This window comes from Mycobacterium sp. 29Ha (genome assembly GCF_032883055.1).
Classification (GTDB): Bacteria; Actinomycetota; Actinomycetes; order Mycobacteriales; family Mycobacteriaceae; genus Mycobacterium; species Mycobacterium gallinarum.
The window spans coordinates 36,049-54,525 of the sequence record NZ_JAMQTI010000002.1; the positions used below are offsets into that span (position 1 = coordinate 36,049).

Below are 18,477 nucleotides of genomic sequence, written 5' to 3' on the forward strand. Positions count from 1 at the left end.
AGGGAGCGTAAATTCGCTGCGCCGGGCCGGCTGGAGTAGTCGGTTACCTCACCTTTGCCACGTCACCGTCTCCGCAATGAGGTACGCGTCGTGCCGCCGCCGCAGCTGGACGGCGGTCCCAGTTAAAATTCGCCGGTGATCCGCCAGTGGCCCATGGTCGGGCGCGCCGAGGAACTCGCGGTGATCGCCGAGGCCACCGAACCGGCGGCAGATCGCTCCCGCGGAATCGTGCTCTCCGGCCCGGCGGGTGTCGGCAAGACGCGGGTCGCGCGCGAAGCCGTGGACAGGTGCAGTCGCCGTGGTACGCGCTCGCACTGGATCGTCGGCACCACATCGGCACGCAGCGTTCCGCTTGGCGCATTTGCCGACATCGCCAGCGACTTCGGCCCCGACCCGCTGCGGCGGGTCCGCGAAGTGATCGACGGCGTCGTCGGCGACGCCCAGCACAGCGACGTGGTCATCGGCGTCGACGACGCGCATCTGTTGGACGACCTTTCGGCGTTCACCGTCCACCAACTCATCACACGCCGTCTTGCCACGGTCATCTTGACGATCCGCTCGAAAGAACAGACTCCCGATGCCATCACCGCCATCTGGAAAGACCATCATCTCGAACGCCTTGAACTACAACCTTTATCGCCGTCAGAGATCGGCAGCCTGGTGGGCCAGGTGCTCGGCGGTCCGGTCGATTCCTTCAGCGCACAACGCCTTTGGCAATACACCCAAGGCAATGCGCTATACCTTCGGCATCTGCTTGACAACGAGGTGCGTGCCAACCGGATGACGCTGCGCTCGGGGGTGTGGCTGTGGGACGGGCATCCTCGGCTGTCCTCCACGCTGGCCGAGTTGCTCGAAGCCCGGATCGCGCAGGCGCCGGTTGCGGTCCGCGATGTACTCGGCGCACTCGCCGTGGCCGAGCCCTTGGAGAGCGACATCCTGGAGACCATCGCCGACTCCGATGCGCTGGCCCAAGCCGAATCGCTCGGGCTGATAAGCGTCGACACCAGCGTGCGTCCCACCTCTGTGCGGCTTGCTCACCCCATGCTGTGCGACGTCACGCACACCGGCACCGTGCAGATGCGGCGACTCCGCGGACGGATCGCCACCGAGCTCGCCCGAAAAGACTCCGTCGACCCCAGACACTTGGTGCGGCGCGCAGCGCTGATGATCGACTCGAACCTCGCGCCCGACATCGCAGTTCTTCTCGCCGCGGCGTCGGCCGCCATGCAACTCGGCGACCTGCGGCTCGCAGAGACCTTGGCCGAGCGGGCCGTGTCAGTCGGCGGCGGACTGGAAGCCAAGCTCATCGAAGCGATGGCAATCACGTGGCAGGAGCGTGGGACTGACTCGGAGGCCATCCTGGCCGAACTCGCCGGCGAAACGGAGGCCCCGATCCGAGCGCAGATCGCCATTCTGCGCGCGATGAACTTCGCCGCCAGCCTCGGTGACGTCGCGAGCGCCGAACGAGAACTCGCTGAGGCGGTGCCCGGTGACGATGAAGGGGCGCAAGCCCTTTCCAGCGCAGTACGGGCGTTCATCGACCTCGTGCGCGGGCACTCCGCCGCCGCTGCCGAGCGAGCCGCTGAAATACTCGCCGATCCACCCGCCAGCGGTATGGCTCGGATGTTTCTGATCTGGACGGTGGTTTCCGGACTGGGCGATCTCGGCCGCATCGACGAGTTCGAACCAACGGCGGATTCGGGATACCGGCTGGCAGAGACGTCCGCGGAGGCCTCGCATCTGCGCCTTCCGCTAGCGACATTCCAAGTCACCGCGTACTGGCTCGCAGGCGCACTTACCAAATCCGACAACATGATCGAGGAAATCCGAGGCGACACGATCGACGTTCCGTTCCAGCAGTCCTGGCGCAGTTTTTTCACCGCCATGTCGGCGATTGGTCACGGCGATCTCCCGGTGGCCCAACTCTCGCTGCAAGAGACGGTCGCGCACCTGGAAAGCGGTGGCCTTGGCCAGATGTTGAAGGCCTTCGCCCGATCATGGCTAGCCACCGTGACGGGTATGGCCGGCAACGCAATCGACGCGCGACGTGAGTTCACCGCGCTTGAGTGGTGGGATCGGGACACTGACGCACGCAAGTGGGACTCGGCGAAATCGATTGCCGAGGCCTGGGTATGTGCCGCCGAAGGCACCACCACGACGGCGATTTCGATCATCCGGGACGCCGCCGAGCGCGAGCGCAGCCTGCGCCGACCCGCCTGGGAGGTGATGCTGTTGCAGACAGCGACCCAATTCGGCGACCGCACCACGGCCGCACGGCTGGCCGAACTGGCCAACGACGTCGCCGGACCTCGTGCGGCCGCCGCTGCAACCCACGCTGCCGCTCTGGCCGCCGAGGATGGTGACGGCTTGCTCGGCGCGTCCCGCCGCTATGAAGAATTCGGTGACCGACTCGCTGCGGTCGACGCCGCGGCCCAAGCCGTCGTCATCTATCAGCGGAGCGGATTACGCGGTTCGGCAATGAACGCGTCCGCCACCGTCGAGCGCCTCGCCGCACAGTGCCAAGGCATCCGAACCCCGGCTCTGCGCGCCGCAGCCACGCCTAAACTATTCACCGACCGACAGCACGAGATCATATCGCTTGCCGCACAAGGGCTTTCGAATAAGGAAATCGCTGATCGCCTCACGATGTCGCGACGGTCTGTCGAAGGTCACCTGTTCCGCGCCTCGCAACGTGTCGGGGCCAACAGCCGTGAACAGCTGATCGCCATTCTGCACGGGCGCTGAAGAAAGCTGCCACGACCGGCGCGCGCTTAGAGCTCGCCCGCCTCCACCGCCTCGCGGGTGTGCTGGGCGGCCGCGATCTGGCGTGCCGAGAATCCGATCCAGAACGCCGTGACGCCGACGATCACCGCAACGCCCGCCACCCAGAGCAACGAGTAGGTGTAGCCGTAGCCCAGCGCATCAAGCTGCGCGGGGGTCATGTCCTTGACCGGTCCGGTCGTGCCGCCGAGATAGAGCGTGCGGGAGGTCTGCACCGCCTGGATCACGACCAGCACCACCGGACCACCGAGGTTCTGCACCATCAGCGTGATCGACGACACCGGGCCGATCTCCTTCGGTCCCACCCCGGCGATCGCACACAACGGGAGGATCACCGCGATCGCACCGATGCCGAAGCCACCGACGATGACGAGTCCGAACAGGTCCGGAAAGTACGGGACGTCGCGGTCCAGCGTCGAGCCGTAGAGCATGGCGGCGAGCACGAACAACCCGCCGCCGAGAATCAGCCAGCGCGGCGCGACATGTGGTGCGAGCTTGGCCGCGACGATGCTGCCGATGCCGAACGCGACCGCAAACGGGATGAAACTCACGCCCGCGCGCAGCGGTGAATAGCCGAGCACATCCTGCACGAGCAGGCCGACCATCACGCTGAGCGTCAACATGACGCCGCCCGCGAGGAACAGCGAGATGAACGTCATCACGCGGTTGCGGTTGTCGAACACCGAGAACGGCACGATCGGGTGGTCGGCGGTGCGTTCGACGATCAGGAACGCGAGGAAAAAGATCGCCGAGGCGACGCCTGCGCCGATGACCCACGGGTCGACCCAGCCGCGCGGTGGGCCCTGCGTGAACACCAGCACCGCCGAGGTGCAACCCAGGGTGGCCAGGATGGCGCCGGTGACATCGAGCTTCAGGCGTTCGTGATGGGTCTCGTTGATCTTCAGGACGGCGACGATGATGATCACGATCCCGATGGGGATGTTGATCAGGAACGCCAAGCGCCACGAGATGACGGTCAAGCCGCCGCCGAGCACCAGCCCGAGGACAGAACCGATGCCCTGCATCGCGGCAGACACCGCCATCGCGCGATTACGGGCCTGCCCGACCGCGTACGTCGTCGCAATCAGGGCCAGGCCCGTCGGTGCGGCGATCGCCGCACCGGTGCCCTGCACTGCACGCGCGACGATCAGCGTGACGCCGTCGGTGGACAGCCCGCACACCAACGACGCGATCGTGAACACGCCGACACCGGACAGGAACGCGCGTTTGTGGCCGATGGCGTCGCCGATGCGCCCGCCGAGCAGCAGCAGTCCACCGAAGGCGAGGACGTAAGCGGTGATGACCCAGCTCTTGCCAGGGTCGGAGAGGCCGAGATCGGCCTGCATCCGCGGCAGCGCGACGATGACGATGGTGCCGTCGAGGGTCGACATGAGCTGCATGCCGGTGATCGCGATGATCGCCGGGCCCAACACCGATGACGACAGCGGTGTGGTGGCCCGGTCCGACATGCCCTCGTTGAACGCCGAGGAACCGCCCACCGCAGACATGGCTTGCCAGCCTACCCACCGGAGAATCGGGTGTAGTCAGTTGCGGTGTGCGCGACCAACTACACCGAAGTCACAGCTCTCCCTGGTCGATCGCGTCCTTGACTTCCTGCGCGTGCGCCACCTGCGCCGCGGTGTAGCCGATGAACAGGGCGACGGCGCCGACGATGATCGCGACCGCGGCGACCCACAGCAGGCCGTAGGTATAACCCTGATCCAGGGCGTGCAACTGCGCGGCGTCCATGTCCTTGACCGGGCCGTTGGTACCGCCCAGGTAGAGCGTGCGCGACGTGATGACGGCCTGGATGATGGCCAGCACGACCGGACCGCCGAGGTTCTGCAGCATCAGCGCGATCGCCGACACCGGGCCGATCTGGTCGAAGCCGACGCCGGCGATCGCCGACAGCATCAGCGGGACCACGATCATCCCGATGCCCAGGCCGCCGATCGTGATCGGGATGACCAGGTTCGGGAAGTACGGGATGTTGGCATCCAGCGTGGAGCCGTAGATCATCGCACCGAGCACCAGCACGCCACCGGCGATCACCAGCCACCGCGGCGGGAACTTCTGCACCAGCTGCGACGACACGCCGAGGCCGATCCCGAGCGCGACCACGAACGGAATGAACCCGACGCCTGCCCGCAGCGGGCTGTAGCCCATGACGTCCTGGACGTACAGGCCGATCAGCACGGTCAGCGTGAACATCACACCGCCGGCGAGGAACACCGCGGCGAACGTCGCAACGCGGTTGCGGTCCTTGAACAGTTCCAGCGGCATCACCGGGTTCTCGGCGGTGCGCTCGACGTAGACGAACGCCAGCAGGAACGCGCAGGCGGCCAGACCGGAGCCGATGGTCATCGGCGACACCCAGCCCTGCTCGGGCCCCATCGAGAACGCGAACACCGAGGCGGTGCAGCCGAGTGTGGCCAGGATCGCGCCGGTGGCGTCGAGCTTCAGCCGCTCACGGTGGGTTTCGCGCAGCGTCTTGCGGGCCAGGTGGATCATCAGCAGCCCGATGGGGATGTTGATCAGGAATGCCCAGCGCCAGGACACCTCGGTCAGCGCGCCGCCGACGATGAGGCCCATGACGGATCCGATGCCCGTCATGGCGGCGAAGATCGCAGTCGCGGCGTTGCGCGCGGGTCCCTTCGGGAAGGTGGTCGCGATCAGCGCAAGGGCGGTCGGCGATGCGATCGCCGCGCCCACACCCTGCAGCAACCGGGCGGTGACCAGGGTCGCCTCGTTCCAGGCGAGACCGCACAGCACCGAGGCGATGGTGAACAGCGTGACGCCGACGATAAAGGTGCGTTTGCGCCCGATGACGTCGCCGAGGCGGCCACCGAGCAGCATCAGCCCGCCGAACGTCAGGACGTATGCGGTGATGACCCAGCTGCGCCCGGCATCGGAGAGGCTCAGCTCGTCTTGGATCTTAGGAAGCGCGACGATCGCGACGGTGCTGTCCATGGTGGCAAGCAGCTGCATGCCACCGATCGCGATGACCGCGGCGATGAACCGCCGCGAGGGCAGCCAAGCCGGGTACCTGCCGGTTCGCTCCTGGCCGGGGTAGCCCACATTCATAGGTAACGACCGGTTTGCCCCGCCTTCGGCGTCGCGAAACATGGCTGCCCGCTCGGCGTCATTGAGAGCCGTCATGCGGGTTACCTTACAGTAATCTTAAGAATCCTTTAACCGCCGAAGGCCGCGACGGGGCCGATCACGATGATCGCCGGGGGGCGCACGCCGTCTTCGCGGATGCGTTCGGCGGCGTCGCCGAGGGTTGCTCGCATGGTCCGCTGCGCCGCCGTGGTGCCGTGTTGTACGACCAGGACCGGCGTTTCTGCAGGTCGCCCACCGTCCAGCAGTACCTTGGCGAACTGCTCGATGCGCTCGACCGCCATCAGCAACACGATCGTGCCCGACATCTGGGCCAGCGCATTCCAATTCACTAACGATTCGGGGTGGTCAGGCGCAACATGCCCGCTGACCACGACGAACTCGTGTGTGACGCCTCGATGTGTGACGGGAACGCCCGCCAGCGCGGGCACTGCTATGGCACTTGTCACACCCGGCACAACTGTTACGGGAATCCCGGCGTCGGCGCACGCGATCACCTCTTCGTAGCCCCGCGCGAACACGAACGGATCGCCGCCCTTGAGTCGCACCACGAACTTGCCGGCCCTGGCCCGGTCGACGAGCACCTCATTGATGGCGTCCTGAGCCATGGCGCGCCCATACGGGATCTTGGCGGCGTCGATGACCTCGACGTGCGGCGAGAGCTCGGCGAGCAGTTCCGGCGGCGCCAGGCGATCGGCGACGACGACGTCGGCCTGGGCCAGCATGCGCCTGCCGCGCACGGTGATCAGTTCGGGATCGCCGGGCCCGCCGCCGACCAACGCCACCCCACCGGGCAGCACACCCGGCGTCTCGCCGGCGATGAGCCCCTGCTGCAAGGCCTCGTGGACAGCCGACCGGATCGCGGCGGACCGGCGGTGGTCTCCACCTGCGAGCACCCCGACGGCCAGGCCCTCGTACTCGAACGAGGCGGGGGTCACCGCGGTGCCCTCGCGCGCGACGTCGGCCCGCACACAGAAGATCCGGTTCCGTTCGGCCTCGGCGACGACGGCGGCATTGACGGCCGGATCGTCGGTCGCCGCGATCGCGTACCAAGCGCCGTCCAGATCGCCGTCACGAAACTCTCTGAGTTCCAACGTGATTCCATCCATCGCCTCGACCGCCGGGGTGGCGCTGCGGGAGATGACGTGCACGTCGGCGCCGTTGGCCACCAGCAGCGGGAGTCGCCGTTGCGCCACGGTGCCGCCCCCGACGACGACGACCTTCCTGCCGCCAAGGCGCAGGCCGACGAGGTAGGCGTTCTCGGTCACCCGCCGAGTTTAGAGGTTGCGGTGGCTGGAGTAGAAACTCGACTCCGCCGCGGCGACGAAGCGCGATACCGCTTGCGGGTGTGCGGCCGGATGGGTATGTAGGTAGCTTGCGTGCACACCGCCGTCTACCGCACCGTCCTCGGTCCGTGTGGCGGGGCGGTCGCCGAACACCCAGGCTGGTGCATAGTCTTTGGTGAATTCCACTGCAGTGCGGTGGAATTCGTGACCGACAGTACGGTCCCCGATTTCGTACAGCGGCGATTCGGCCACCGCGACGGCGTTGCGGTAACCCAGCGTCAGGCGGTCGGTGAAGCGTGCCGAGCCGGACAGCACACCGCACATCGGCTGACCGTCGAGATCGTTGACCAGATAAGCCAGCCCGGCACATTCGGCGTGCACCGGTGCACCGGATGCGGCGAGGCTCCTGATCTGTTGCCGCACAACCTCATTGCCCGACAGTTCGGTACCGAATTGTTCCGGGAAGCCGCCGGGTAGGACGAGTGCGGCGGTCCGCGGCGGCAGCGATTCGGTCAGCGGGTCGAATTCCACGACGTCGGCGCCGGTTCCCAGCAGCAGTTCGCGGTGCTCGGCGTAACCGAAGCTGAACGCCTTGCCCGCGGCGAGCGCCACCGTCACGTCTTCCGTGACGGGACCGCCTGCCGCGGGATCCCAGGGCTCGTCGGCGACTCGGCTGGCCGCGATCTCGGTGATCGCCGTCAGGTCGACGTGACGTTCGACACGGCCGATCATCGCCTCCACCGCGGTACGGGCCCGGATGCCGTGCTCGACGGCGGTCACGAGGCCGAGATGTCTTGACGGAACGGATAACTCGTCGACCCTGGGGATGGCGCCCAAGACCGTCAGTCCGGCGTGCTCGCACGCCTGCCGCAGCACCTCCTCGTGGCGCGTTGACCCGACACGGTTGAGGATGACGCCGGCGACCCGGATCGTCGAGTCGAACGTCGAGAAGCCGTGCAGCAGTGCCGCGGCGCTGTGGCTCTGGCCACGCGCGTCGACCACCAGGATCACCGGCGCACCGAGCAGGGCCGCCACGTGCGCGGTGGACCCTTCGGCGATACCCGTGAAGCCGTCGGCGATCCGCCCGTCGAACAGGCCCATCACGCCCTCGACGACCGCGATGTCGGCCGCGGCGCTGCCATGCCGATACAGCGGGCCGATGCGATGTTCGCCGACCAGCACCGGGTCGAGGTTGCGGCCAGGGCGCTGTGCTGCCAGTGCGTGGTATCCGGGGTCGATGAAGTCCGGCCCGACCTTGAACGGGGCGACGGAGTGGCCCGCTTTCCGGAGGGCGCCCATCAAACCCGTTGCCACAGTAGTCTTTCCACCGCCGGATGCCGGGGCGGCGATCACCACGGCGGGGGTACTCACCATTCGATGCCCTTTTGGCCCTTGCGGCCGGCGTCCATCGGATGTTTGACCTTGGTCATCTCGGTGACGAGGTCGGCGGCGTCGAGCAGTTTCTGCGGAGCGTCGCGGCCGGTGATGACCACATGCTGGGTGCCGGGTCTTCGCGTCAGCACCTCGATCACCTCGTCGACGTCGATCCAGCCCCATTTCAGCGGATAGGTGAACTCGTCGAGGACGTAGAAGTCGTGGCGTTCCCCGGCGAGGCGGCGGGTGATCTCTGCCCAGCCGTCGGCCGCGGCGGCCGCGTGATCGTCCTCGTTGCCGTGCTTACGCGACCACGACCAGCCCGCACCCATCTTGTGCCATTCGACGGCGCCGCCGACCCCGTGCTCGTCGTGCAGCCGGCCCAGCTGGCCGAAGGCCGCCTCTTCGCCGACCTTCCATTTGGCGCTCTTGACGAACTGGAACACCGCCACGGAAAAGCCCTGATTCCATGCCCGCAATGCCATCCCGAACGCGGCGGTCGACTTGCCCTTGCCGGTACCGGTGTGCACCGCGAGCAGTGGAGCGTTGCGCCGGGCGCGGGTGGTCAGCCCGTCCTCGGGAACGGTGGCCGGTTGACCCTGAGGCATGGGTACTCCCTCCCCTGACTTCGTTGTGGGCCCGTAACTAGGCGGCGGTGCGAACAAGGTCGGTGAGGTTGTCCGCGCGCAGGTGCGCCAGCCGCACCGCGGGAGCACCCAGGTAACCGGCCAGTTGCTCGGCCAGACCCAAGCGCACATAGGAAGTCTCGCAGTCGACCACCACGGCGGTCGCACCTTCGGCCACCAGCCGAGCGGCCGCCTCCCGTGCGCGCCCAAGCGGATCAGGACCGCCGGTGGCTCGGCCGTCGGTCAGCACCACCACCAAACTGCGGCGTGCCCGGTCGCGTGCCTTCTCCCGGACCACCACGTCACGCGCGGCCAGTAGGCCTTGCGCCAATGGAGTTTTGCCGCCGGTGTCGAAACGGGCCAGCCGGCGGCTCGCGATGTGCACCGACGACGTCGGCGGCAGCAGCAGCCGGGCATCGGTCTGGCGGAACGTGATGACGGCGACCTTGTCGCGCCGCTGATACGCGTCGCGCAACAGCGACAGAGCGGCGCCGCTGACCGCCGACATCCGGTCGCGGGCGGCCATCGATCCCGACGCGTCCACGACGAAGATCACCAGATTGCCTTCTCGCCCTTCCCGAACGGCGTGCCGCACATCGTCCACCGTCGGCCGCGCACGCCCGGGCACCCGCTGGTGTTCGGCCGCGGCGAGCAGCGTCCCGAACACGTGCAGTCCGTGTCCCTCGTTTGCGCGGGTGGTCGACGAGATGACGGTTCCGGCCCGGTTGCGTGCCCGGGATCTGCGTCCAGGCGCCCCGTCCCCCACGCCGGGAACGACGAGCGTCCGCGTGCGGAACACCGCGGACGGCGGTGCGCTGGGTCGCGTGGATGAGCTCGAATTTCCCTGTGGCGCAGCCTGATCTGATGACTCATTGGGCGAGGTTTCGCCGCCACCGGGCGGGTCGGGCTCCGGCTCAGGGTCGGCAGACTCCCCCGCCTGTTGCATCGCTTCATCGAGCTGTCCGGGATCCAGACCGGGATCGTCGAACGGGTCGCGACGCCGCCGGTGCGGCAAGGCGAGTTCAGCCGCTACCCGGATGTCCTCCTCGGCAACCGTGTCGGCACCGCGCCACGCGGCGTGCGCAACCGCCGTCCTGGCCACCACCAGATCGGCGCGCATACCGTCGACGTCGAACGCCGCGCAGAGGGCCGCGATACGTCGTAACTCGCTGTCCGGCAAGCTCACCGAGCTCAACCTGGCGCGCGCCGCGGCAATGCGGCCGACTAGTTCGGCGTCGGCCTCGGCGTAGCGTTCGGCGAACCCGGCCGGGTCCGCCTCGAAAGCCATCCGTTGCCGGACGACTTCGACCCGTACATCGACATCACGGGAGGCGTGCACGTCGACGGTCAGGCCGAACCGGTCGAGTAACTGGGGACGTAGTTCGCCCTCTTCGGGATTCATGGTCCCGACAAGGACGAACCGCGCGTCGTGGCTGTGCGAGACGCCGTCGCGCTCGACGTGCACCCGCCCCATCGCGGCGGCGTCGAGAAGCACGTCGACGAGGTGGTCGTGCAGCAGATTGACCTCGTCGACGTAGAGAACTCCGCCGTGCGCACGGGCCAGCAGTCCGGGCGAGAACGCATGCTCACCGTCGCGCAGCACCTTCTGCAGGTCAATCGAGCCGACGACACGGTCCTCGGTCGCCCCGATGGGCAATTCGACCAGCGCGGCCCCGTCGACCGCGGCCAGCACCGCCGCCAAGCCGCGCACGGCAGTCGACTTCGCCGTGCCTTTCTCGCCGCGGATCAGCACGCCACCGATCTCCGGGCGCACCGCACACAGCAGCAGCGCCAGGCGCAGGCGGTCGTGGCCGACGACCGCGCTGAACGGGTAGACCGTCATGACTTGACCATGGGGACGTGCGGGATGCCGTCGTCGAGGAATTCGGCCCCGTCGCGGACGAATCCGTGGTGGGCGTACATCTCTTCGAGGTAGGTCTGCGCGTTGATGCGGCACGGGTAATCGCCGACCTCGGCGAGGGCCGCCTGCAGCAGCCGGGTGGTGTGCCCCTGGCCGCGCGCCTCTCGCTTGGTGCAGACGCGGCCGATGCGAAAGCCCTTCTGGCCGCCGGGATGTTCTTCCATCAGCCGCAGTGTGCAGATGACCTCTCCGTCGGCCCCTTCGAGCCAGAAGTGGCGGGTCTCGGTGAGCAGGTCGCGCCCGTCCAGTTCCGGGTACGGGGTGGCCTGTTCGACGACGAAGACCTCGACGCGCAACTTCAACAGTTCGTAGAGCGTCGCGGCGTCCAGATCCTTGGCCCAGCTTCGGCGTAGCGCGACCGTCATCGGGCGCTCACCGCCCCGACATGGTCCTCGACCACCGAGTCCACGGCTACCTGCGGGTCAGCCACCCGATCGATCATCCTCCGTGCTCGGTTTGGTCCTGCTTGGCGGATTTCAGGTTAGCCGCGGCCATCTCTGGCCGTCGCCCCAGGTGGGCCGCGAGCCGCGACTAAGCTCATCTGGGTGACCGAGTGGACGGCGGATGTGCTGGCTGGCTACCGGCAACAGACGTTCGAGTTGGGGCCCGACCCCGACGGAGAAGGGCTGCTGGCCGCCACGCTGGTGCGCCGCGGCGACGTCAACCCGTCGGCCACCCATGCCGTGCTGGTGGTACACGGTTTCACCGACTATTTCTTCCACACCGAACTGGCGGATCACCTGGCCGATCGCGGGTTTGCGTTCTACGCGCTGGATCTGCACAAATGCGGGCGATCGTGGCGGGAGGGCCAGACACCTCACTTCACCACCGACCTGGCCCGCTACGACAAGGAACTGATCCGCGCGTTGGGCGTGATCAACGCCGAGACGTCGGCCGATGTGCTCGTTTACGGGCACTCCGCGGGCGGGCTCATCGTGTCGTTGTTCCTGGACCGCCTGCGCAGTAACGGAATGACGCAGCGCAACCGCGTCGCCGGGTTGGTGCTGAACAGCCCCTGGCTGGATCTGCAGGGTCCGGCATTCCTGCGCGCCGCTCCCACCGGCGCGGCAATCGCGGCGCTGTCCCGAGTTCGAAAGAAGACCGTGGTGCGCGCGCCGGTCCCCGAGGGCGGGTACGGCTCGACGCTGCACCGCGACTACTCGGGCGAATTCGACTACGACCTCAGATGGAAGCCCATCGGCGGATTTCCGGTGACGTTCGGCTGGATTCACGCGATCCGGCGCGGCCACGCCAAACTGCACCGCGGGCTCGACGTCGGTGTGCCCAACCTGATCCTGCGCTCCGATCGCAGCGTGCGCGAGGTGTCCGACCCGGACGTCATCCAGCGCGGTGACGCCGTGCTCGACGTCCATCAGATCGCCCGCTGGGCCGGCTGCATCGGCAACCGGAGCACCGTCGTGCCGATCACCGACGCCAAGCACGACGTGTTCCTGTCCGTTCCCGAGGCGCGCCAGGCCGCCTACGACGAATTGGACCGCTGGCTCGACGCTCACGTTGCGGGTTCGACGACGCAACCCTGACCGAGGGGTGACCCGATGACTCACTTCGACATCGCAATCATCGGAACCGGTTCGGGCAACTCGATCCTCGATGAGCGGTACCACGACAGGCGGGTGGCGATCTGCGAACAGGGTGTGTTCGGCGGGACGTGCCTCAACGTTGGCTGCATCCCGACCAAGATGTTCGTCTACGCCGCCGGGGTCGCCCAAGAGGTAAGCGATTCATCACGTTACGGCATCGACGCCCATCTCGACGGGGTGCGCTGGCCAGACATCGTGTCCCGAGTGTTCGGCCGCATCGATCCGATCGCAGACGGCGGCGAGAACTATCGGCGGTCCTCACCGAACGTCGAGGTCTTCGGTAGCCACGCGCGTTTCGCGAAAACGAAGCCCGACGGCCGCTACGCCTTGCGCACCGACGACGGCGACGAATTCACCGCCGACCAGGTGGTGATCGCGGCGGGCTCCAGAGCCATCGCGCCCGACGCCGTCACGGCATGCGGGGTGAGCTATCACACCAGCGACACCATCATGCGGATCGCGGACGTGCCCGAGCACTTGATCATCATCGGCGGTGGTTTCATCGCCTGCGAGTTCGCCCATATCTTCTCGGCGCTCGGCAGCCACGTGACGCTGATGATCCGCGGCAGCACCCTACTGCGCGGCCACGACGACGACATCGCCATGCGATTCACCGACATCGCGTCGAGGAAATGGGAGATCCGCAATCACCACGAGCTGGCCGACGCGCACAACATCGGCGGCGGTGTCGAGGTCACCTGCACAGACGGCTCGAAGGTGCGGGGCGACGCGCTGCTCGTCGCCACTGGCCGCGTTCCCAACGGTGATCGGCTCGACGCCGAACTGGCCGGTGTCAAGGTCAATGCCAATGGACAGGTCGTCGTCGACGAGTTCCAGCGCACCACTGCGCGCAATGTGTTCGCACTCGGCGACGTGTCGTCGGACTATCAGCTCAAGCATGTGGCCAATCATGAGGCGCGCCGCGTGAAGCACAATCTCCTGCAGGACTGGGACGACACCGATGCGCTCATGCCGTCCGACCATCGCAATGTGCCCTCGGCTGTCTTCACCGACCCGCAGATCGCGAGCGTAGGGCTGACTGAAAACCAAGCGCGGGCAAAAGGTTTGAATATCAGGGTCAAGATCCAGGACTACGCCGACGTCGCGTACGGCTGGGCCATGGAGGATACGACGGGGATCGCCAAGATCATCGTCGATGACGACAGCGGCCTGATACTCGGCGCGCACATCATGGGACACCAGGCGTCGTCGCTGATTCAGCCGTTGATCCAGGCGATGAACTTCGACCTGGCGGCACAGGACATGGCGCGCGGCCAATACTGGATCCATCCCGCGCTGCCCGAAGTGATCGAGAATGCGCTGCTGGCGCTCTGCGGCGAACCGCCCTGGCCCCCGTCCAAGCGCCATTGACCGCCCCCGTGGTGGCGGGCTCGGTGGTGCAGTCGGCACCGTTGGGCCGGAATATGCAGCGAGTGGTCATTCATGCCCCCGAGCTGAGCCTCCTGCAGCTGCCGCGGTTCGGGGACACCGCGCTCGGAATCTACTTCGGCACCAACGATGATGACGGTCAGGCGGCCCGGACCTACTCCGTCCGGGAGCACGACCCGTCGGCCTGCCGCGTCACCGTTGACGTCGTCCTGCACGTCGGTGATCGCACCGCCCGCGGTGGTGCGGCGGCGGGAATGCGGTGGGCGACCGGCGCCGCGCCCGGAGACCGTGTCGAACTCGCCCACGCCAAATCGCGGTTCCGGCCCCCACGTGATGCCGATCGCCACGTCCTCGTCGCCGACCTTGCGGGGTTGCCCGCGCTCGCGCGGCTGATCGAACAGCCCGCGCACAGCAACACGGTCGCGATCGTGGAGGTGCCCGACGAGGACGACCTCGACTACCTGCCCAAGCACGCCACGGTGCGGCTCGTCAGCTCCGTCGGCACCGGAAATGGCGTGGCGGACAGCGTTTTGGCGCGCCTGGTTGCGCGCAACTGCCCGGCGATCGGCCCAGGATACTGCTGGTTCGCAGGTGAGGCGTCCGAGGCGCGCAAAATCCGCAAACTGCTGCGCCACGAGTACGGTTGGACCGCTGATCAATTGGACGTCGTCGGCTACTGGCGACGTGATGCGCAGGCGTGGTCGGCGCGCTTCGCAGCCCACGGCCCCCGGATGTACTCGATCTACGAGCGGGCGATCGCCGAAGGCAAGAGCGAGAAGGTCGCGCTCGAGGAGTTCGACGATGCGTTGGAGCGGCTCGGGCTTTGAGCCGCGTCCTGCGTGAGTCCATGCTCGGTGGTCTCAACGACCTTTGACCGAGAAGCCCCACGGCAGCTCGAGGCGATGCGCGGCAAGCAATTCCGAATCGGACAGAATGTCGGTGATCGCGCCGTCCGCGACGATGGAGCCGCCGTCCATCACCACGGCCCGGTCGCACAGCTGAGCCGCATAGGGCAGGTCATGGGTGACGATCAACATGGTGGCGTTCAGCCCCGAGAGCGTCTCGGCCAGTTCGCGCCGCGCGACCGGATCCAGGTTCGCCGAGGGCTCGTCGAGCACGAGAATGTCCGGCTGGCAGGCCAGCACGGTGGCCAATGCGGCCCTGCGCCGCTGCCCCGCCGACAGATGGGCAGGACTGCGGCCAGCGTCTTCGGTCATCGACACGACCTCCAGCGCGCTCGCCACCCGCGCGGCGAGCTCCTCACCGCGCAGCCCGAAATTCGCCGGACCGAATGCGACGTCCTGCGCGACCGTCGGCATGAACAACTGGTCGTCGGGATCCTGGAAGACCAGGCCAACGCGCCTGCGGATGTCGTGAAGGCTCTTGCGGTTCAGCGGGATTCCGCTGATCTGCACCGACCCGGTGGTCGCGGTCAGGACACCGTTGAGATGCAACATCAACGTCGTCTTGCCCGCCCCGTTGGGGCCGAGCACCGCGACCCGCTCGCCATCGGCCACCTCGAGGTCGACGCCGTCGAGGGCCAAATGTCCGTCCGGATAGACATGGCGCAGCGCCTCGACGCGGATCGCGCTCACTGCGTCACCCACGCCGCTACCGATACGACGACCGCGGCGGCAGCCGGCAGCATCGCCACCATCCACTGGGACGCCATAGCCCTCGGCGGGGCACCGATCACCGCGAGATCCGGTGCCCTACCATCGAATCCACGTGACAGCATCGCGGCGTACACCCGCTCGCCGCGTTCGTAGGAGCGCAGGAACAACGCTCCGATGCCAGTCGCGATCGCACGCGCCTGGTGCAGTGCCCGCGGCGAGTCACCGCGCGCGATCCTGGCCATCCGCATACGGCTCACCTCGGCCGCGAGCAGGTCGATGTAACGGATCATCAGCACCAGCACCGATGTCACCACCGCGGGAACAGCCAGCCGGCTCAGCGCGGCGGGTAGCTCGGTTGCGGATGTGGTGGCAGCGAGGGTCAACGCGGCCGCGACACCGAGTGTGCCCTTGACGACGATGCCCCACGCCGCCCACAGTCCGGCTACCGAAAGCTGCAGTCCCGCAACATCGATGCGCTGCCCACCCTCGGCGAACGGCAAAAGGACGGCGAGCACCAGAAACGGTGCCTCGATCAGCATGCGCGGCAACACCCACCGCAGCGGTATCCGCGCGAGACGCCACGTCGCGACGATGATCGCGGCATAGATCGCAAACGGCCAGAACATTTCCCGGGGCGTGGCGACGACGGCGAGCACGAACACCAGCAGGCAGACGATCTTCACCTCGGCCGGTGTCCGGTGTACGGCCGACTCGTCGTGGCGATACAGCGGATGCGCGCCTGCACCCATGCGTTAGGACTGCTCGTCGCCGGCAGACCGTCGGCTCGGGCCGGTTTCGACAGCCCGCCGGGTCCGTGCAATGAGCCAGAACGCCGACCCCGCCACGACGACTGTGACCATGACGCCGATGATGCCCGCGATCCCGCCAGTGCCGTCCTGTCCGCCGATCGAGTAGTCGGCCAGGGGCGAGGTGGCCAGCGCGTGCTCGTCGGCGTGTTGTGCGATGCAATCACCGGTGAGCTCGTCGCCGGCCGCGGTTTCGACGACCTGGCAGCCACGCAGCGTCGCTGAGTCCAACCCGTCGGGGCTGGAACTCGCGAAGTACGAGACGACCCCGGCGATCAGCAGGGTGGCGGCCGCAAACGCAAGCCAGAACGACCATCGCTTCACGCCGGCACCGCCGTCCGGGCGCGGCGCATCAGATAGACGAGGTCGGGGCGCGAACGTGCCACGGCCATCACCGTGACGGCAGTGATCAATCCTTCCCCGACGCCGATCAGCACGTGCGTGCCGAACATGTAGGCGGCCACTGTGCCGAGCGACGTGGCGCCGGCGCCCCCGATGGCGTATTCGACGACAAACGCCATTGCCGCGCATACCGTTCCGATCACCGCGGCGATGAACGCGATGACGCCGAGCGCAGGCACCGGCAGATCGGCTTTGCCCCGCCGCGCGATCGCATACAGCGCGACGGCTGTCCCGTACCCCACGGCGACGCCGACGACGGCCATGTTGGTGATGTTGGTGCCCAATGCGGTGATTCCGCCGTCGGCGAACAGCAGCGACTGCACGATCAACACGATCGCGATGCACAGCGCACCGGTGAAGGGGCCGACCAGGATCGCGGCCAGCGCACCGCCCAGCAGGTGCCCGCTGACGCCGGGCAGGATCGGGAAATTGACCATCTGCACGGCGAAGACGAACGCCGCGACGAGACCGGCCAGCGGCACCGTGCGTTCATCGAGTTCGGTGCGTGCTTTCACCGCGCACAACCCGATGGCGGCCACCGCGATGACCCCGAAGATCACCGATGTCGGCGCATTGACGATGCCGTCGCTCATATGCATGGCGACCGTATTCACAACCACCAGGCGAGCCTAGAACCCACACCGAACACCTGTCTAGCTGAACAGATGTTCATGTGTGGGTTCCAGCCGTCCTAACGCTTGGTGGCGGTGACCAACAGATATTCGGCCTCCCAAACCGCGCGCTGGTCGTCGCCCCGGTTCCAGCTGGTGAGGAACTCGAGGAAGTCGCGGTCGAGGGCCTCGATCCGGTCGGGGGCGTCCGCGTTGAATTTGTACGCGGCGATCGTCGGCCCGTAGTTGCTTTTCCAGTACTCCCGAAATTGCGTGGGCTCGGTGCAGTGGTCGAGCACCACGGTCTGCCGCCACATCGTCAGATCGCTGACGCGATCTCCGAACAACTCGCGGACGTGGCCCTCCGAACCCCACAACGGGGCGGGGCTGGCTCCCGGCGGAGGCGGCGGGGCATACGGTTTCATCGTCTTGAACAGGTTGCCGATGAACCCTTCGGGCGTCCAGCTGAGCAAGGCGATCGTGCCGCCGCGACGGGTGACCCGCACCAACTCGTCGGCGGCCGCCTGGTGGTGCGGCGCGAACATCACACCGACACACGAGATAACGGCGTCAAAGCTGTTGTCGGCGAACGGAAGAGCCTCCGCATCCGCTTCCACCCATTCCACCTCGACACCCCGGCGCGCGGCGATGTTACGGCCGGCGTCGAACAGCTCCGGCGTCAGATCGCTTGCCGTGACGATCGCGCCTGCCTCGGCGGCGGGTATGGCGGCGTTACCCGAGCCCGCGGCCACGTCCAGGACATGGTCACCCTGCTTCACGCCGCTCGCGCGGACGAGTTCGAGACCAAGCGCGGGAATGAGTTCCGCGGCGACGGCCGCGTAATCTCCCGACGCCCACAGCGCCCGGTGCTTGGCCTTGAGCTGGCGGTCGATTTCTGATTTCACGATACTGGTCATAATTCCTTCTCCTTCGATTATTTGTGC

16 protein-coding genes are annotated in these 18,477 nt (G+C 67.3%); 4 read left to right on the plus strand and 12 right to left on the minus strand.

The window, feature by feature from the left end; all coding sequences use genetic code 11:
- The first annotated feature begins 135 nt into the window (after positions 1–135).
- Entirely contained in the window at positions 136–2,745 is a 2,610-nt protein-coding gene (locus M1248_RS02735) for a LuxR C-terminal-related transcriptional regulator (RefSeq protein ID WP_317147483.1), read from the plus strand.
- Between the two features lie 26 nt (positions 2,746–2,771).
- On the opposite strand, the gene M1248_RS02740 is transcribed toward M1248_RS02735, so the two are convergent.
- The 7 genes from M1248_RS02740 to M1248_RS02770 form a co-directional block, all read right to left on the minus strand.
- Entirely contained in the window at positions 2,772–4,289 is a 1,518-nt protein-coding gene (locus M1248_RS02740) for an MFS transporter (RefSeq protein WP_163726350.1), read from the minus strand.
- 70 nt (positions 4,290–4,359) lie between these two features.
- On the minus strand, positions 4,360–5,865 hold the full coding sequence (locus M1248_RS02745) for an MFS transporter (RefSeq protein ID WP_317147671.1): 1,506 nt from the start codon (positions 5,863–5,865) through the stop codon (positions 4,360–4,362).
- 107 nt (positions 5,866–5,972) lie between these two features.
- On the minus strand, positions 5,973–7,169 hold the full coding sequence (gene cobA, locus M1248_RS02750) for a uroporphyrinogen-III C-methyltransferase (protein ID WP_317147484.1): 1,197 nt from the start codon (positions 7,167–7,169) through the stop codon (positions 5,973–5,975).
- Positions 7,170–7,178: 9 nt separating this feature from the next.
- Positions 7,179–8,558 carry a cobyrinate a,c-diamide synthase gene (locus tag M1248_RS02755; RefSeq protein WP_317147485.1) on the minus strand — a complete coding sequence of 460 codons (1,380 nt, stop codon included), beginning with the start codon at positions 8,556–8,558 and terminating at the stop codon, positions 7,179–7,181.
- On the minus strand, positions 8,555–9,169 hold the full coding sequence (cobO, locus tag M1248_RS02760) for a cob(I)yrinic acid a,c-diamide adenosyltransferase (protein ID WP_163726341.1): 615 nt from the start codon (positions 9,167–9,169) through the stop codon (positions 8,555–8,557). Before cobO ends, M1248_RS02755 begins: the two co-directional genes overlap by 4 nt.
- Before the next feature lie 37 nt (positions 9,170–9,206).
- Positions 9,207–11,030: a magnesium chelatase subunit D family protein gene (locus tag M1248_RS02765; protein WP_317147486.1), complete on the minus strand. Its 1,824-nt coding sequence runs from the start codon at positions 11,028–11,030 to the stop codon at positions 9,207–9,209.
- Positions 11,027–11,473 carry a GNAT family N-acetyltransferase gene (locus M1248_RS02770; RefSeq protein ID WP_163726336.1) on the minus strand — a complete coding sequence of 149 codons (447 nt, stop codon included), beginning with the start codon at positions 11,471–11,473 and terminating at the stop codon, positions 11,027–11,029. Before M1248_RS02770 ends, M1248_RS02765 begins: the two co-directional genes overlap by 4 nt.
- 180 nt (positions 11,474–11,653) lie before the next feature.
- Here M1248_RS02770 and M1248_RS02775 point away from each other — a divergent pair, with 180 nt between their 5' ends.
- Genes M1248_RS02775 through M1248_RS02785 form a run of 3 tightly spaced genes read left to right on the plus strand, consistent with a single transcriptional unit; the run spans position 11,654 to position 14,925 of the window.
- The gene (locus tag M1248_RS02775; RefSeq protein WP_317147487.1) at positions 11,654–12,649 is read left to right on the plus strand and encodes an alpha/beta hydrolase; all 996 of its coding nucleotides are present in this window, start codon (positions 11,654–11,656) and stop codon (positions 12,647–12,649) included.
- 15 nt (positions 12,650–12,664) lie between these two features.
- Positions 12,665–14,080: a mycothione reductase gene (gene mtr / locus M1248_RS02780; protein ID WP_317147488.1), complete on the plus strand. Its 1,416-nt coding sequence runs from the start codon at positions 12,665–12,667 to the stop codon at positions 14,078–14,080.
- A complete protein-coding gene (locus tag M1248_RS02785; RefSeq protein ID WP_317147489.1) occupies positions 14,077–14,925 on the plus strand; it encodes a siderophore-interacting protein in 849 nt (282 codons plus the stop codon). The genes mtr and M1248_RS02785 overlap by 4 nt, the downstream gene beginning before the upstream one ends.
- Positions 14,926–14,958: 33 nt before the next feature.
- On the opposite strand, the gene M1248_RS02790 is transcribed toward M1248_RS02785, so the two are convergent.
- The 5 genes from M1248_RS02790 to M1248_RS02810 form a co-directional block, all read right to left on the minus strand.
- Complete coding sequence (locus tag M1248_RS02790; protein ID WP_317147490.1) at positions 14,959–15,705, minus strand: ABC transporter ATP-binding protein; 747 nt, start codon at positions 15,703–15,705, stop codon at positions 14,959–14,961.
- Positions 15,690–16,463 carry a cobalt ECF transporter T component CbiQ gene (gene cbiQ, locus M1248_RS02795; RefSeq protein ID WP_163726324.1) on the minus strand — a complete coding sequence of 258 codons (774 nt, stop codon included), beginning with the start codon at positions 16,461–16,463 and terminating at the stop codon, positions 15,690–15,692. The genes M1248_RS02790 and cbiQ overlap by 16 nt, the downstream gene beginning before the upstream one ends.
- A 3-nt stretch (positions 16,464–16,466) precedes the next feature.
- Complete coding sequence (locus tag M1248_RS02800; protein ID WP_317147491.1) at positions 16,467–16,844, minus strand: PDGLE domain-containing protein; 378 nt, start codon at positions 16,842–16,844, stop codon at positions 16,467–16,469.
- Complete coding sequence (locus M1248_RS02805) at positions 16,841–17,521, minus strand: energy-coupling factor ABC transporter permease (protein ID WP_410506612.1); 681 nt, start codon at positions 17,519–17,521, stop codon at positions 16,841–16,843. The genes M1248_RS02800 and M1248_RS02805 overlap by 4 nt, the downstream gene beginning before the upstream one ends.
- A gap of 92 nt (positions 17,522–17,613) precedes the next feature.
- The gene (locus M1248_RS02810) at positions 17,614–18,450 is read right to left on the minus strand and encodes a class I SAM-dependent methyltransferase (protein WP_317147493.1); all 837 of its coding nucleotides are present in this window, start codon (positions 18,448–18,450) and stop codon (positions 17,614–17,616) included.
- Between the last annotated feature and the right edge of the window lie 27 nt (positions 18,451–18,477).